Here is a 15728-nt window from a genome sequence, read left to right as displayed (position 1 = left end):
GTGGCTCTGATACCACCGCTGTTGCCTTTGCCGCGGCCTTTGAGGCTGAGCGCTGCGACATCTACACTGATGTGGACGGAGTCTATACCACCGATCCGCGGATCTGCGACAAGGCGCGCAAGCTCGACAAGATCTCGTTTGAAGAAATGCTGGAATTGGCCTCGCTGGGGGCCAAGGTGCTGCAAACCCGCTCGGTTGAACTGGCGATGCGTTACCGGGTGCGGCTGCGTGTCCTCTCCAGTTTCGAAGAGCAAAATGACAATGCTGGCACGCTCGTATGTGCCGAGGAGGACATTATGGAATCCAATGTTGTGGCCGGTGTGGCCTATTCTCGTGACGAAGCCAAGATGACCCTGATGTCGGTTGCCGACCGTCCGGGCATCGCTGCGACCATCTTCAACGCCCTCTCCGATGGTGGTGTGAACGTTGATATGATCGTGCAGAACATCTCCGAAGATGGCCGCACGGATATGACCTTCTCTTGCCCGACCGATCAGGTGGGCCGCGCTGACAAGGCGCTGCTGGGCATCAAGGAAGAGGGCGAGCTGAACTACGCCGAACTGGTTGCCGACAAAGATGTGGCCAAGGTCTCGGTAGTGGGCATCGGCATGCGTTCGCAATCCGGTGTTGCGGCTAAGATGTTCAAGGTGCTCTCGGATGAGGGGATCAATATCAAGGTCATTACAACCTCAGAGATTAAGATTTCGGTGCTTGTGGATCGGAAATACATGGAACTTGCGGTCCAAGCACTGCATGATGCCTTTGAATTGGATACGGCAGCCTGATCACCTTGGGCTGCCTGCCACAAAAAGAATATGTGAACAGGGCCCATGGTCGACTCTACTGAATCTGAAAGCCGCAAGCTGCTTGGCCGCCTGCGCGAGGCCATGGCTGGGGAAGACCCCGGCCAGGCCCGTTTGGACAAGATTACCCATCTGATCGGTGACAGCATCGGGACCGAGGTTTGCTCGGTCTATCTGTTTCGCGATGATGAAACGCTGGAACTTTGCGCCAGTGAGGGTCTGAACGTCGAATCCGTTCACCAAACCCGCATGCGCATCGGCGAAGGCCTGGTGGGGCGTGTGGCCAAGTTCGGCAAGGTGATCAACACGCCGGATGCGCCCAATGCCAAGGGCTTTCGCTATATGCCGGAAACCGGCGAAGAGCGGTTTTCTTCCTTTCTAGGTATTCCAATTCAACGGCTTGGCGAAATGCTGGGCGTTCTGGTCGTGCAGTCAAAAGACGCGCGTGAGTTTTCTGCCGATGCAGTCTATGCGCTCGAAGTGGTGGCCATGGTCATCGCCGAGATGACCGAGCTGGGTGCTTTTGTGGGCGAAGAATCAGGTCTGTCGCCGCTGCACCAGCAGCCGGTTCTGTTACCAGGGACCGCTGCTCAGGAAGGCGCTGCCGAGGGGCATGTCTGGCTGCACGAGCCGCGCGTGCTGGTGACCAATCCGATTGCCGAAGATCCGGACCGCGAAATGGAACGCCTCCACGAAGCGGTGGAACAGCTGCGTGTTGGCGTCGACAAGATGCTTGAGATCTCGCAAAACGGTGACAAAGAGCAGCTGCAGGTGCTCGAGGCTTACCGGATGTTTGCCAATTCCAAGGGCTGGATGCGGCGCATGGAGGAGGATATCTCCAGCGGTCTCAGCGCCGAAGCTGCGGTTGAAAAAGAACAATCCCAGGCACGGGCACGGCTGTCACAGGTACAGGATGCTTATCTGCGCGAGCGGCTGAGCGATCTGGATGATCTGTCCAACCGTCTATTGCGAATTCTGACCGGACAGGGGGCCGAAACCGGTGCCGAGCTACCTGATGACCCCATTCTGGTCGCCCGTAACATCGGCCCTGCCGAACTGCTTGAATATGGCCGCAACCTCAAAGGCATCGTACTCGAAGAGGGCTCGGTTGGCTCTCACGCGGCCATCGTCGCCCGGGCGCTGGCCATCCCGCTTGTGGTGAACACCAAACGCATCACCAATGAGGCGCTGAATGGCGACCATATCATGGTGGATGGCGAACAGGGCGTGGTGCATTTGCGTCCCGATGACAGTGTCGTCAGCGCCTTTCGCGACAAGATTGCGATGCTGGCCCAGGCGCAGGAGCGCTATGTGTCGATCCGCGAAAAACCCGCCATAACGCTGGATGGGCAAAAAATCGACCTGGTGATGAATGCCGGCCTGATGGCAGATCTGCCTTCTCTGGAGAACTCTGGTGCCGAGGGCGTTGGCCTGTTCCGGACCGAGCTGCAATTCCTCGTGCGAAACCAGATGCCGCGCCGGTCTGAACTGGTTGCGCTCTATAAACGGGTGCTGGACGCGGCCCAGGGTAAACGGGTTGTATTTCGAACTTTGGATATTGGGTCAGACAAGGTGCTGCCCTATATGAAGCCAAATGATGAGCCAAACCCTGCCTTAGGCTGGCGTGCCATCCGGGTTGGCCTGGACAAACCCGGCATCATGCGGATGCAGCTGCAGGCGCTGATGCGGGCCGCCAACGGACGTCCCCTAACGGTGATGTTTCCCTTTGTTGCCCAGGCCGAAGAATTCCGCTCGGCCCGTGATGAGGTGAACAAGACGCTGGAGCGCGAACGCATCCTGGGTCATGCCCTGCCGGAAAGCTTGGAAATTGGCGCCATGCTGGAAACGCCATCGCTGGCCTATGCGCCGCAGAAGTTCTTTGACGAGGTTGGTTTTATCTCTGTCGGCGGCAATGACCTGAAACAGTTTTTCTTTGCTGCCGACCGTGAAAATGAACGGGTGCGCAAACGCTATGACAGCCTCAATGTCAGCTTCCTGAGCCTGATCGAACAGATCGTGGAGCGTTGTGAAACCTCCGGAACTCCGCTGAGTTTCTGTGGGGAGGACGCTGGCCGCCCGATCGAGGCCGCCTGTCTGGCAGCCATGGGTATGCGCACTCTTTCAATGCGACCTGCATCAATTGGACCTGTTAAGTCTTTGTTAATGCGTGTTGACCTGAATGATTTGCGGAAAGTCATCTATGACTCCCGCCATCGCGGCGATCAATCCGTGCGCGAGGCCGTCATGCGTTATCTGCGCGAAAGCTGACAAATCCCAACCCTTTTCGTTGATCAACGAGGCCAATACCCAGCAGGTGCTTTCTGGTCTTGCCACTCTGTGCAACCGTGTTCTTGCTGAAACTCTGGCGACATGTTTGCGCCTACTGCCCCGGTTTGATCCTGATTTTGCTCCAATCACCTTATCTCATGTTGTAACTCTGGCGCAAAAAAAAAGTGAAAAACACCAGATAAATTTACAATATGCAACTTTTTTGCTCTTTTAAGGGGATATTCTCTCCACAGGGCTCCCATGTCTATGGAACGTTAAGGCCGAAAACCGGTTTTTCAAGGATTTGGGCTCCTTTCCTCCGGTGTGTTTTGTGTTGCGATTGGCATTTATTCACAGAGTTATCCCATGAGAAAACGTGGTTAATGTTCTGTTAATACTCGGAAATTGGTTTTGCGCACAGAATGCCGTTTGTTAGCCCCGAATGAGAGTTCCTTCCGCTACTTGTCTGCGGTGGTGCTCTCAGATCAAGAAACAGGCGATGTAGTAGCACGGTGTTGGAAGATTAACTTCAAGCCTAAAACTTTAAGCTTGAAGTTTTAATTCGCTGACCTATCCTGATGGTGCAAGGTGAGTTCCAGGGGAGAATGGGTCATGAAAGTCGCATGTTTAGGAGGTGGGCCGGCCGGGCTCTATTTTGCAATCTCACTAAAACTGCGGCAGCCAGAGGCCGAAGTGACGGTGTTTGAGCAGAACAATGCCGATGACACCTTTGGCTGGGGCGTGGTGCTGTCGGATGATGCGCTGGACAATTTGAGCAAGAATGATCCTGCCAGCGCGCGGTCGATCAAAGAGAGCTTTGCCTATTGGGACGATATTGCCGTGGTGCAGGACGGTCAGCGGACAGTCTCGCAGGGGCATGGGTTCGCGGGCATCGGGCGCAAGAAGATGCTGTTGATCCTGCAGGAGCGCGCCCGTGCCCTTGGGGTGGATTTGCAGTTTGAAACTCGGGCGCGGCCTGCAGCTGACTACCAGAAAGACTATGATGTTGTGGTAGGCTGCGACGGCTTGAACTCAGCGGTGCGCAGTGAGTTCGCTGATCACTTCAAGCCCAATATCGATGTGCGCCCCTGCAAGTTCATCTGGCTGGGAACCCATCAGAAATTTGACGATGCCTTCACCTTTGTATTCGAAAAAACCAAACACGGTTGGGTTTGGATTCACGCTTATCAATTCGACGACAACACTGCGACAGTGATTGTTGAATGCTCTGGCGAGACCTGGGACCGCTGGGGTTTTGAGGATATGTCCAAAGAAGAGATCATTCGCACCTGCGAGGAGATCTTTGCCGATCACCTTGGTGGCCATAGTCTGATTTCCAACGCTGACCACCTGCGGGGCTCAGCCGTCTGGATCAATTTCCCGAGGGTTCTTTGTGACAAGTGGCATCATGAAAATGTGGTGCTCTTGGGGGATGCCTCGGCAACGGCGCATTTCTCAATCGGGTCCGGTTCGCGTTTGGCCTTTGACAGTGCGATTGCACTGGCCGAGCTGATTTCCAGCGAGGACAGCCTGGAACGCGCCTTCGAACGGTATCAGGAAGAGCGACGGCTTGATGTGCTGCGCTTGCAATCGGCGGCGCGAAACTCGCTGGAGTGGTTCGAGGATGTCGAGCGTTATCTGGGCATGGATCCGGTGCAGTTCAATTATTCCTTGTTGACCCGCAGTCAGCGGATTTCCCATGAGAACCTGCGTTTGCGAGACCCCGCTTGGCTGAAGTCTGCGGAAAAGTGGTTTCAGGAGAAATCTGGCGCGGCGGTTGATGCGCCGGTCCGGGCGCCGATGTTTGCCCCTTACCGACTGCGCGACATGCAGTTGAAAAACCGCATCGTGGTCTCGCCCATGGCGCAATATAAGGCGATTGATGGCTGCCCGACGGATTGGCATCTCATCCACTATGGCGAGCGGGCCAAGGGCGGTGCTGGGCTGGTCTATACCGAAATGACCTGCGTCAGCCCTACGGGGCGGATTACCCCGGGTTGTCCCGGGCTCTACGCGCCTGAACACGAACTTGCCTGGAAACGTCTGGTTGATTTTGTGCATCAAGAGACCGATGCCAAGATTTGCTGCCAGATCGGCCACTCGGGCCGCAAAGGGTCTACCCAGGTGGGGTGGGAGGAAATGGACGCGCCCCAGCAGGCGGGTAACTGGGATCTGGTGTCGGCCTCAGCCCTGCCTTGGTCACCACAAAACGCCACGCCGCGCGCCATTGGCTTGGATGAAATGGCGCAGGTGAAGGCGGAGTTTGTCGCCGCCGCAGAGATGGCAGCGCGGTGCGGCTTTGACATGATCGAACTGCATGCAGCCCATGGCTATTTGATTTCCTCCTTCATTTCACCAGCCTCAAATATACGCGCTGATGCCTATGGGAGGGCTTTGGAAAATCGGTTGCGCTATCCGCTGGAGGTTTTTGCGGCGATGCGTGCGGTCTGGCCTCAGGACAGGCCCATGTCGGTGCGGATCTCTGCCAATGACTGGCTGGGCGACGAAGGGGTCACCCCAGTGGAAGCGGTCGAAATCGCGCGGGCTTTTGCCAGCGCCGGTGTGGACATCATTGATGTCTCTGCTGGGCAGACTTCTAGCGAGGCGCAGCCTGTTTATGGCCGGATGTTCCAGACACCTTTTTCAGACCGTATTCGCAACGATGCGGGGCTGGCGACCATGGCGGTGGGCAATATCTATGAGGCAGATCATGCCAATTCCATCCTGATGGCCGGGCGGGCGGATCTGGTCTGTGTGGGGCGCCCGCATCTGGCAGATCCTTATTGGACCCTGCACGAGGCCAGCAGGATTGGCGATCGTGCGGGTGAATGGCCACGTCCCTATGAGGCCGGGCGCGATCAGGCCTGGCGGCTTGCAGATCGCGAAGCCGAGGTGATCCGGGCATGAGTTTGGCGGGCAAACATGTGGTTATCACCGGTGGCGGTTCAGGTCTTGGTGCTGAATTGGCGCGTCAGTTTGCAGCGCAGGGGGCTGATGTCACCATCCTGGGCCGGAGGATGACGCCGTTGCAGGAAATCGCCGCAGAATGCGGTGCCCTGCCGCTGAGCTGTGATGTGACTGATCGCGCAAGTCTTGACGCGGCGATTGCACAGGCCGTGGAGGCTAAGGGCGCGGTGGAAATCGCGCTGGCAAATGCCGGGGCGGCGCCCTCCAAACCATTTGAACGGATCACGCCTGAGGATTTCACCAGTACGTTAGGGGTCAATCTGCTGGGCGTGTTCAATCTGTGGCAGGCCTGCCTACCGGGCATGAAGGCAGCGGGCTGGGGGCGATTGATCGCTGTGGCTTCGACCGCCGGACTCAAAGGGTATCCTTATGTATCGGGCTATTGCGCCGCCAAACATGGGGTATTGGGGCTGACCCGGTCGCTGGCGATTGAGCTGGCCAAGACCGGCGTGACGGTCAATGCGCTCTGTCCTGGATTTATTGAAACGCCGCTTTTGGCAGGCTCGTTGGAGCTGATCATGAAAAAGACAGGCATGATCCGCGATCAGGCAGAGAAGTCGCTGCGTCGTTGTAATCCGCAGGATCGGTTTATCCAGCCTGCCGAGGTGGCAGAGGCCGCGCTTTGGCTCGCCAGTGCAGGTGCGGGTTCGGTGAATGGCGCGGCAATGCCTATTTCTGGAGGTGAAGTTTGAGCACAACGGATAACTCAAAGGATCGGTTGCGGCTTTGGCTGCGGCTGCTCAAGGCGACGCGCAGTGTGGAAAGTGCTTTGCGCGAAAACCTGCGCCAGGAGTTTGCAACAACCTTGCCGCGTTTTGATGTGATGGCGGCGCTGAGCCAGCATGGCGAGGGGCTGAAGATGAGCGAGCTTTCTTCAGTGCTGAAAGTGTCAAACGGCAATGTGACCGGCATCATTGAGCGACTGGTAGAAGATGGCCATGTGCTGCGCGAAAAGGTTCCCGGGGATCGCCGGGCCAGCCGGGTGCGGCTGACGCCAGAAGGCGAGGCCGAATTTGCTCGCCAGGCTGCAGCTCATGAGAGCTGGATAGATGGGATGTTTGCAGAAGTGGCGCCTGATGCAGCCCAGGGCATGGCCGAGGTGCTGGATGCAGTGGCCCGGAAACTGGACAAAAAGGACAGCGCGACATGACACAGATGGATACCAAGCATTTCCTTTGCAGGATTGAAGATGGCATTGCGACGGTCTCACTGGATCGGCCGGAACGGAAGAACCCGCTGACCTTTGACAGCTACGCCGAGCTGCGCGACTGGTTTCGCGAATTGCACTACAATGATGCGGTAAAGGCAGTGGTCTTTGCCTCCAATGGTGGCAATTTCAGCTCGGGCGGGGATGTGCATGATATCATTGGCCCGCTGACCAAGATGAGCATGAAGGAGCTTTTGGCCTTTACCCGGATGACCGGCGATCTGGTCAAGGCGATTGTCAACTGTGGCAAGCCGGTGATTGCTGCCATTGACGGGATTTGTGTGGGAGCGGGGGCGATCATCGCCATGGCCTCAGATTTGCGGATTGCCACCCCAGAAGCCAAGACCGCCTTTTTGTTCACCCGCGTTGGGCTTGCGGGTTGCGACATGGGTGCCTGCGCTATCCTGCCTCGGATTATTGGTCAGGGGCGGGCGGCAGAGCTGCTCTATACGGGGCGGTCTATGTCTGCCGAAGAGGGGCTTGCCTGGGGGTTTCACAACAGGCTTGTGGCGTCTGCGGATCTTGAGGCAGAGGCCCAGGACCTGGCGGCGCGGATCGCGGCGGGGCCGAGTTTTGGCAATATGATGACCAAGACCATGCTGGCGCAGGAATGGTCGATGTCGATCGAGCAGGCCATCGAGGCCGAGGCCCAGGCTCAGGCGATCTGCATGCAGACGGCAGATTTTGAGCGCGCCTACCATGCCTTTGTGAACAAGGAAAAGCCGATTTTTGAAGGCGATTGACCCGCAGAGACACCGCGTGATGTGAGGCTCGGATGCCTCCGGCGGGAATATTTGGGGAAAGATGATGAGGAAGGGTGACTGATGGCAGACCGGACATATCTGAGCTGGCCGTTCTTTGAGGATCGGCATCGGGAGTTGGCCCAGGCGCTCGACCTTTGGGCGGGGCAGAACCTTGGCTCTATAGACCACAGCGATGTTGATGATGCCTGTCGCAGGCTGGTGGCGGATCTGGGGAGCGCGGGTTGGGCGCACCATAGCGGTGCCATGCGCGGCGAGAGCCTGGATGTGCGCAGTCTTTGCCTGATCCGGGAGACCCTGTCCCGACACGACGGGCTGTCAGATTTTTCCTTTGCCATGCAGGGGCTTGGCACCGGGGCGATTTCGCTCTTTGGTTCAGAAGCGCAGCAAGGGGAATGGTTGCCGCTGACGCGCAGCGGCAAGGCGATTTCCGCCTTTGCCTTGACGGAGCCGCAGTCCGGATCGGATGTGGCCAATTCCACCATGACGGCGGAATTGGATGGGGATCACTATGTGCTGAATGGGGAGAAGACCTGGATCTCCAACGGTGGCATTGCTGATGTCTATACGCTCTTTGCCCGCACGGGCGAGGCGCCAGGGGCCAAGGGGTTGTCGGCATTCATTGTGCCAGCAGGGCTGCCGGGGTTTGAGGTGGTGGAGCGCCAGGCGGTGATTGCGCCACACCCGCTGGCAACACTGCGATTTAGCGATTGCCGCATTCCAAAATCGGCGCTGATTGGGCAGGCAGGGCAGGGCTTCAAGATTGCCATGTCGGTGCTGGATGTGTTCCGCTCCACTGTGGCGGCGGCGGCGCTTGGCTTTGCCCGCCGTGCGCTGGATGAGGCCTTGGAGCGGGTCTCGACCCGGCAGGTGCAGGGGGCGCCCTTGTTTGAGCTGCAGATGGTGCAGGGGCATATTGCTGATATGGCGCTGGATGTGGATGCGGCGGCGCTGTTGATCTATCGTGCTGCCTGGGCCAAGGACAGTGGTGCGGCGCGGGTGACCCGAGAGGCGGCCATGGCCAAGCTGTTTTCCACCGACCAAGCGCAGCAGGTCATCGACAAGGCGGTGCAGCTGCATGGAGGTGATGGCGTCCGTCAGGGCCAGAAGGTGGAAGAATTGTACCGTGATATCAGGGCGCTGCGGATCTATGAGGGTGCCTCGGATGTGCAGCGTGTGGTGATTGCCCGGCAGACCCTGGGCGCCTATCAGGGAGGTAAGTGAAATGCTGAGTGCAAGTGCCCATAGCGATACGTTTACCCGCGACAACCTGCCGCCGCAGGATCAGTGGCCGGAGTTCCTGCTGGAGGGGTTTGACTATCCTGAGCAGGTCAACGTCGGAGTAGAGCTGACCGATGCCATGGTGGCCAAGGGGTTTGGCGACCGGACTGCCTTGATCGGCAATGGCCGACGCCGCACCTACAAAGAACTCTCGGATTGGACAAATCGCCTGGCTCATGTGCTGAGCGAAGATCTGGGAGTGAAGCCCGGCAACCGGGTGTTGATCCGCTCGGCTAATAATCCGGCGATGGTGGCCTGCTGGCTGGCGGCAACCAAAGTGGGGGCGGTGGTGGTCAATACCATGCCGATGCTGCGCGCGGGCGAGCTGGGGCAGATCGTCGACAAGGGCGAGATCAGCCATGCGCTGTGCGATACCCGACTGATGGAAGAACTGGTCACCTGCGCCAAGGGCTCGGCCTTTTTGAAATCGGTTGTCGGGTTTGACGGTACCTCAAACCATGATGCGGAGCTGGATCGACTGGCACTGGAAAAGCCGGTAAGTTTCGAAGCGGTTCAGACCGGGCGGGATGATGTGGCGCTCTTGGGCTTTACCTCGGGCACCACGGGATCGCCCAAGGCGACGATGCATTTTCACCGGGATCTGCTGATCATTGCCGATGGCTACGCCCGCGAGGTGTTGGACGTGCAGCCCGAAGATATCTTTGTTGGCTCGCCGCCCCTGGCCTTTACCTTTGGTCTGGGTGGATTGGCGATTTTCCCGCTGCGCTTTGGTGCGGCGGCGACCCTTCTGGAGAATGCCTCACCGCCCAATCTGATCGAGATCATCGAGAAATACCGGGCAACGGTTTGTTTTACCGCGCCAACAGCTTATCGGGTGATGTTGCAGGCCATGGAGGAGGGGGCGGACCTGTCGTCCCTGCGGGCAGCGGTCTCCGCCGGAGAAACCCTGCCGTCGCCGGTCTATGAGGATTGGATTGCCAAGACCGGCAAGCCGATGCTGGATGGGATCGGCGCCACGGAGATGCTGCATATCTTTATCACCAATCGGTTTTCTGATCACCGCCCTGCCTGTACTGGCAAGCCGGTAACTGGCTATCAGCTGCGCATTTTGGATAGTGAAGGCAAGGAGGCCCCGCGAGGCGAGGTCGGGCGGCTGGCGGTGAAAGGCCCAACCGGCTGTCGCTACCTGGCAGATGAGCGGCAAGAGGCCTATGTGCAGGACGGCTGGAATGTGACTGGCGACAGTTTCATGATGGATGCAGATGGCTATCTACACTTCGCCGCCCGCAACGATGATATGATCATCTCGTCGGGCTATAACATTGCCGGACCAGAGGTCGAGGCAGCCCTGTTGTCCCATGAGGCAGTGGCGGAATGCGCGGTGATCGGAGCGCCCAATGAGGCGCGCGGAGAGATTGTCGAGGCTCATGTGGTGCTCTCGGCAGGGCATGTGCCCTCGGAGGCGCTGGTCAAACTGTTGCAGGACCATGTGAAGGCGAGCATTGCCCCATTCAAATACCCACGCTCTGTGGTGTTTGCCAAGGCACTGCCAAAGACGGAAACCGGCAAGATCCAGCGGTTCCGCCTTAAATCCTAAGTATTCGAGCAGGTCTTTCCTGCTGCTGAAATGGGCCGGGTTCCAGCTGCGTGCATTCGCAGTCAGGTCCGGCCCAATGCGGTTTTTAGGCAGCCTTTGCGGCCAGGGTCTCGGCCTGTGAAAGCCAGCGGGCGACGGTTTTTGGCTTTGGGTGTGAGGCCGGTGCTAGCAAGGTGGTTTTAACAGGTTTTAAACCGACAAAGCCGAGGATTTGATCCTTGATCTGGCGTGGCATCGCCTTCTTGTAAAACATCGAGAAGGCCCAGCCAGGGGTGTCTGAGGTGACAAAGACACGACTACTGCGCCCCTTGAGCAACGGCGCAGGCATGCCGATCATATTGGGGTTTCTGGGATCAAAAGCCGTGCCCGGCAACAGGGCGCGATCGAACAGACCTTTGAGTTTTCCTGGGAGCCCGCCCCACCACATCGGCGTGCTCAACACAAAATGCTCGCACCACTCCAGATTTGCCATAAAGCCTTCAAGGTCAGGTTCCAGCGGTTTGGTCTCTCGATAGCCGGCAAAGCCGTAGTCAGCATCAAAGTCGAGGTCAAACAGATGGCTGATGCGCACCTCATGGCCATTGGCCTCGGCGCTGCGGGCATAGGCGAGGCTAAGCGCTTTGGATAGGGAGGTTTCGGCCGGGTGGCCGTTCAAAATGTAAATCCGGGTCATGGGGTTCTCCATTAATTGACTGCGGTCATTTAATTGGCAAAATTGACTGCGGTCAATAATAAAATGACTGCGGTCAATTAATCGTGAGGCCGCGTTTTGGAAATTTGACCATCAGGGTCGCCCGTGGCACCAAGGGCCCATGGCAAAGCAGATGCAAAAAAGAACCTTAGAGACTCGTGCCCGGCTTGTGGCGGTGGCAACCGCGCTGGTGGAGCAGCATGGCTTTGCCGCGCTGCGTACCGAAGAGGTGGTGCAGGGCGCAGGCGTGGCCAAGGGCACGTTTTTTGCCCATTTCAGGGACAAGGATGCCCTGATGGATCTGTTGATCGGGGCGGGGATAGACCGACAATTGGACCAGCTGGAAAAGGCACCAGCACCCAAAACGGTAGAGGAATTGGTGGCGCTGCAGATGCCGCTCATTCGTTTTATGACCCAGGAACGCTATGTGTTTGATGTCATCCTGCGGCTTTCTGGGGCTGCGGCCATCGCCGAGATTGGCAAGATCGCCACCACCTTTGGCCGCTTCTTGGAGCTAACCACCACCTGGTTCGAGCGTGGTCATTTCCGTCGGGATATCCCGGCAGAGCTGCAGGCCGATGGCATGCAGGCCTTTGTGACCCAGGTGATGGCGCTGCATTTTTGTGCCCTGCACGAAGATCAAGGCATGGAAGAACGTTTGAACATTTATCTGCGCGCCTGGCTTCAGCCCATCACTTAAGCATCTGGTGTCGGTAAGTTCTCTCAGACCGCGGACGAGCTGAGGTCAGGAAAGTCCGTCACTGGATCGTCCGCTTGCCATTTTGGGTATTTTGTCATGATTGCCAAAAAGCGAGGGCTGAGCAGAAAACGCTCTAACCAGCCCTGCAGCGCGGGCCAGGGCTGCGCATCGAACCAGGCTTTGTCGACAAAGGCGAACTGGCGCACAAAGGGCAGGATGGCGAAATCAGCCAACGAGGGCCGGTCAAAGATCCAACTTCCGATCTGGCGATCCAGATCCGCCAGAAACAGCGCCGCCTGCTGTCGCTGCACGGTTGCGTCCTCCTCGGGGTAGCGACTGGCATATTTGGTGCGATCCAGCGCCAGTTTGAACGGACCATCAGCCCGGGAAATCCAATCCCAGCCGGCGGTCGGCATTGCCAGCCAGCCCTCTGGGTCGTTTTGCTTCAATGCCCAGACCATGATGTCGAGGCTCTCATCAAAAACCTCCTCTTGATCTGTCACCAAACAAGGCACCGTGCCGCTGGGCGAGGTCTGCAAAAAGGCGGCGGGCTTTTGCCGCAGGACAATCTCCCGTAGCTCCACGCTTTGCGCCGCCGAAGTCACAGCCAGACGTGCGCGCATGGCATAGGGGCATCTGCGAAAGGAGTAGAGAATAGGACGCATTGTTTTTGGCTTTTCTGGCTGATTTCAGTGCAAAGCAAGATATTGGCGTAAGAAAGCAGGGTTTTAACCCCGTTGTCGAGAGCGGGCAGGGTGTTTGAGGTGCAGGCCTTTCCTTCTGGGCAGAGCAGAGCTACCACTATCTGGATTATTCAAGAGATAGAGGTAATTCGTCCCATGATGTCCTTTCCAACAATCTGGTTTCTACGCCATGGTCAGACTGAATGGAATGCAGAGCTTCGCATTCAGGGGCAGCTGGAATCCCGCCTAAGTCCTTTGGGACAATCCCATGCTCGACAACAAGCGGATCTGATCCAGCCGATTCTCACCCAGTCGCCCCAGTGCTTTGTGTCGCCCCTTGGGCGTGCACAAGAGACCGCAGGCATTGCCTTGGCGGGCATGGGTTTTGCCACTGATCCACGCCTGGCCGAGGCAAATGCCGGAGACCTACAGGGCATGACACTCCCTGAGGTCGCCCTGCGCTTCCCCGATATTTGGTCCGCCAACCCCAAGCATTTGGATCTGTTTTGTGCGGCCCCCAATGGTGAGGGCTACGAGAGCTTTCATGCGCGCATCCTGTCCTTCATGCAGGATTTGACTGGCCCATCCGTGGTTGTGGCCCATGGTCTGTTGGGGCAGGTGATGCGCGGCATTGCCTTAAACCTGTCACGTGCAGAGATGGCGGCGCTCTCCAATGAACAGGGCTGTATCTATGTGTTGGAGGAGGGGCGGGAGCTGCTTTTGAAGTAATCTGATGTTTTTGTGAAAAAATGCCTTTGGCCCTCTTGCGCCCGCCGCGGTCTTTGTCTAAATCCCCGCATATCGGGTGATTAGCTCAGTTGGTAGAGCGCTTCGTTTACACCGAAGATGTCGGGAGTTCGAGCCTCTCATCACCCACCATCCAACCTCTTGAAAATGATCAATTCCCCTCTGCGGGAAACGCGGTTTGCAAAGTGCCGCCAGGTTCCGTGAACCTATGAAAGCTTTAGAGGGCTTTTCGGATCTGAGTGAAGTCTAGAATTTTTGCTGCGTCTTGATGGTGGTTGGGAGCAAACCTTGCATAGGTTTGGTATGTGATGGCCACATTGGAGTGGCCTAGGTATTGGGCAACCTTTTCCTATGGAACGCCGTTTGAGACCATTGCCGCAGCGCTGGAGTGGCGGATGATGTGTAAAGCTGCGTCCACCCACAAGTTGACTAAATGGCTATACCTCCTTGCGCTTGTCGTTTCCCATTGAAGTGCTTGCATTGTGCTTTGATCTTGCGCGCGATGCGAAGTCAGGGCCTGGTTTCACCAGGCCCTGACTTGTAGATGGTCAATAACTCAGGCGTTTCTCGTCTATGTTCGAAGGTTCGCCAGAAACCAAGTGCGGTTCTCCGCAAGTGGTGGGGCTTCTAATCAGGATTGTTCCTTACTCTAATCGGGCAGGGGGCCAGGGTGCAGTTACTTTCGGGCTTAGGCCCCAAGGCCTCCCCGAAAAGCAAGGCGTGGCCTTCGTTCCCCTCTAGCATCGGAAACTGGCAGGCATTTGTTGTCGGCACCTAAGCGCGATGGTAGGGAGGGCTCAACTCAAATTGGGATGAATAATAAATTTACAGGAGACAAATCTTGTCTGATCCCCGTCCAACACTCACTTTGACCTTGCGCCGCACTGGTGGCACTTCGCTGCAGAGTTTTCTGGCTCAGATTTCACCCTTTCGGTCCATTCAAGATGAGCCATTCAATCCTGACCGGATGTGGTGGCATATTGTTGAGCAGTTTAGGAAGGACAATGACGTTGAGGCATTGGAGGCACGTGTTGGCGCTCTCTTGGAAGAGCGTGTCAATATTAAACACTGCATCGAGGTAGTTCCTCCGCAGGTGACCAAGGCGCTGATCAAAGCTGCAAAAAAGCAGGGCTATTTCTTTTTTGTTCTGACCAGACGTAGCAGTCTGCGCAGGCTCCGGTCACTGTTTCTGGCCTCGTCTACCATGGCCTGGGGGCCTGAGGCTGAAGCTGAAAAATACCCGGCGATTCTCTCTGGTGAGGTCACGCTGCCAGCAATTGATTTGGAGGCTGTCCGCCGTCAGTACTGGCATGATCAGCTTATGCTTGGGCGTCTGCTCTCCATGTTGCGGTACCAGAATATCGACTACCAGTGGCTTGTTTTTGAAGAAATCTACCAGGGCGATCAGCCTGTTTCTGTGCATGCGGCCCGGCTGGCAGAGCAGATTGGCATTGATGTTTCTGACCTGGGGCAAAAGCTTGAGGCCCTGAATGAAAGGGGGAAACAAAGCTCGCAGCGCATTGAGGATTTTTTGCCCAATTACCAAGAGATGATGGCGGTGCTGGCAGAGGTCTGTATCGATTGAGTCCGGATCGCAGGGGGCACGGCTCGATGCGATTGAGGGACTGTGGCTATCAGCCCAAGGCGCTGGTTGAGAGGCAGCCGCAGGTTTTGGAGGTCAGTACGGCCTGTGCCTTTGGTCTCTGCTTTTGAAGGTATAAAAATCAAATACTTAGGATGTTCGAGCCTTTTTTTTTGACCAAAGCGGAGAAAATGCCAAAACACCGCTTGACGATCCCCGAGCGCTGGGAATATTACAGCCCAACATTCAGCGGCGACGCTGGATGGGCAGCACGCGGTTGTAGCTCAGCTGGTTAGAGTACCGGCCTGTCACGCCGGGGGTCGCGGGTTCGAGCCCCGTCAACCGCGCCACTGCTGCCTGTCTGATTTGGACATGCCAAATCCCGATCCGGATGGAGAGCCTGGCGCAAGCCGAGCGAGATAAGAAAATGCGCGGTTGTAGCTCAGCTCCTTAGAGTACCGGCCTGTCACGCCGGGGGTC

At 57.2% G+C, this 15728-nt stretch carries 14 protein-coding genes and 2 tRNA genes; 14 read left to right on the top strand and 2 right to left on the bottom strand.

Annotation, left to right across the window (positions count from 1 at the left end; translation table 11 throughout):
- The 9 genes from ABJP42_RS14310 to ABJP42_RS14270 form a co-directional block, all read left to right on the top strand.
- Positions 1 to 785 (top strand): aspartate kinase (locus ABJP42_RS14310; protein WP_348341489.1); only part of this gene is annotated, 785 nt, incomplete at its 5' end.
- A gap of 45 nt (positions 786 to 830) precedes the next feature.
- A complete protein-coding gene (gene ptsP / locus ABJP42_RS14305) occupies positions 831 to 3071 on the top strand; it encodes a phosphoenolpyruvate--protein phosphotransferase (RefSeq protein ID WP_348341487.1) in 2241 nt (746 codons plus the stop codon).
- Positions 3072 to 3090: 19 nt separating this feature from the next.
- A complete protein-coding gene (locus tag ABJP42_RS14300; RefSeq protein WP_348341485.1) occupies positions 3091 to 3306 on the top strand; it encodes a hypothetical protein in 216 nt (71 codons plus the stop codon).
- A 377-nt stretch (positions 3307 to 3683) separates the two neighbouring features.
- Complete coding sequence (locus ABJP42_RS14295) at positions 3684 to 5978, top strand: bifunctional salicylyl-CoA 5-hydroxylase/oxidoreductase (protein WP_348341483.1); 2295 nt, start codon at positions 3684 to 3686, stop codon at positions 5976 to 5978.
- A complete protein-coding gene (locus ABJP42_RS14290; protein ID WP_348341481.1) occupies positions 5975 to 6730 on the top strand; it encodes an SDR family NAD(P)-dependent oxidoreductase in 756 nt (251 codons plus the stop codon). The genes ABJP42_RS14295 and ABJP42_RS14290 overlap by 4 nt, the downstream gene beginning before the upstream one ends.
- Positions 6727 to 7188 (top strand): MarR family winged helix-turn-helix transcriptional regulator, encoded by a 462-nt coding sequence (locus tag ABJP42_RS14285; protein WP_348341479.1) that lies wholly within the window; start codon positions 6727 to 6729, stop codon positions 7186 to 7188. Before ABJP42_RS14290 ends, ABJP42_RS14285 begins: the two co-directional genes overlap by 4 nt.
- Positions 7185 to 7988, top strand: a complete 804-nt coding sequence (locus ABJP42_RS14280) for an enoyl-CoA hydratase family protein (RefSeq protein ID WP_348341477.1) — start codon at positions 7185 to 7187, stop codon at positions 7986 to 7988. The genes ABJP42_RS14285 and ABJP42_RS14280 overlap by 4 nt, the downstream gene beginning before the upstream one ends.
- 81 nt (positions 7989 to 8069) lie before the next feature.
- Positions 8070 to 9230 (top strand): acyl-CoA dehydrogenase family protein, encoded by a 1161-nt coding sequence (locus ABJP42_RS14275; protein ID WP_348341475.1) that lies wholly within the window; start codon positions 8070 to 8072, stop codon positions 9228 to 9230.
- 1 nt (position 9231) lies between these two features.
- Positions 9232 to 10845 (top strand): AMP-binding protein, encoded by a 1614-nt coding sequence (locus ABJP42_RS14270; RefSeq protein ID WP_348341473.1) that lies wholly within the window; start codon positions 9232 to 9234, stop codon positions 10843 to 10845.
- An 85-nt stretch (positions 10846 to 10930) separates the two neighbouring features.
- On the opposite strand, the gene ABJP42_RS14265 is transcribed toward ABJP42_RS14270, so the two are convergent.
- A complete protein-coding gene (locus ABJP42_RS14265) occupies positions 10931 to 11518 on the bottom strand; it encodes an NAD(P)H-dependent oxidoreductase (protein ID WP_348341471.1) in 588 nt (195 codons plus the stop codon).
- Positions 11519 to 11657: 139 nt separating this feature from the next.
- Between ABJP42_RS14265 and ABJP42_RS14260 the strand changes: the two genes are divergently transcribed.
- Positions 11658 to 12236 (top strand): TetR/AcrR family transcriptional regulator, encoded by a 579-nt coding sequence (locus ABJP42_RS14260; protein WP_348341469.1) that lies wholly within the window; start codon positions 11658 to 11660, stop codon positions 12234 to 12236.
- Positions 12237 to 12259: 23 nt separating this feature from the next.
- On the opposite strand, the gene ABJP42_RS14255 is transcribed toward ABJP42_RS14260, so the two are convergent.
- A complete protein-coding gene (locus ABJP42_RS14255) occupies positions 12260 to 12901 on the bottom strand; it encodes a glutathione S-transferase (protein ID WP_348341467.1) in 642 nt (213 codons plus the stop codon).
- A gap of 174 nt (positions 12902 to 13075) precedes the next feature.
- On the opposite strand from ABJP42_RS14255, the gene ABJP42_RS14250 reads away from it, so the two are divergent.
- The 4 genes from ABJP42_RS14250 to ABJP42_RS14235 all read left to right on the top strand — a co-directional run bounded on the left by ABJP42_RS14250 (position 13076) and on the right by ABJP42_RS14235 (position 15598).
- Positions 13076 to 13648, top strand: coding sequence for a histidine phosphatase family protein (locus ABJP42_RS14250; RefSeq protein ID WP_348341465.1), 573 nt, complete (start codon positions 13076 to 13078; stop codon positions 13646 to 13648).
- Positions 13649 to 13722: 74 nt separating this feature from the next.
- Positions 13723 to 13798, top strand: a tRNA-Val gene (locus ABJP42_RS14245).
- Between the two features lie 709 nt (positions 13799 to 14507).
- Entirely contained in the window at positions 14508 to 15251 is a 744-nt protein-coding gene (locus ABJP42_RS14240) for a hypothetical protein (RefSeq protein ID WP_348341463.1), read from the top strand.
- Positions 15252 to 15521: 270 nt separating this feature from the next.
- Positions 15522 to 15598, top strand: a tRNA-Asp gene (locus ABJP42_RS14235).
- Positions 15599 to 15728: the final 130 nt, after the last annotated feature.

Source organism: Pseudophaeobacter sp. (genome assembly GCF_039971195.1).
GTDB lineage: Bacteria > Pseudomonadota > Alphaproteobacteria > Rhodobacterales > Rhodobacteraceae > Pseudophaeobacter.
This window is presented reverse-complemented; position numbering and strand designations above follow the sequence as displayed.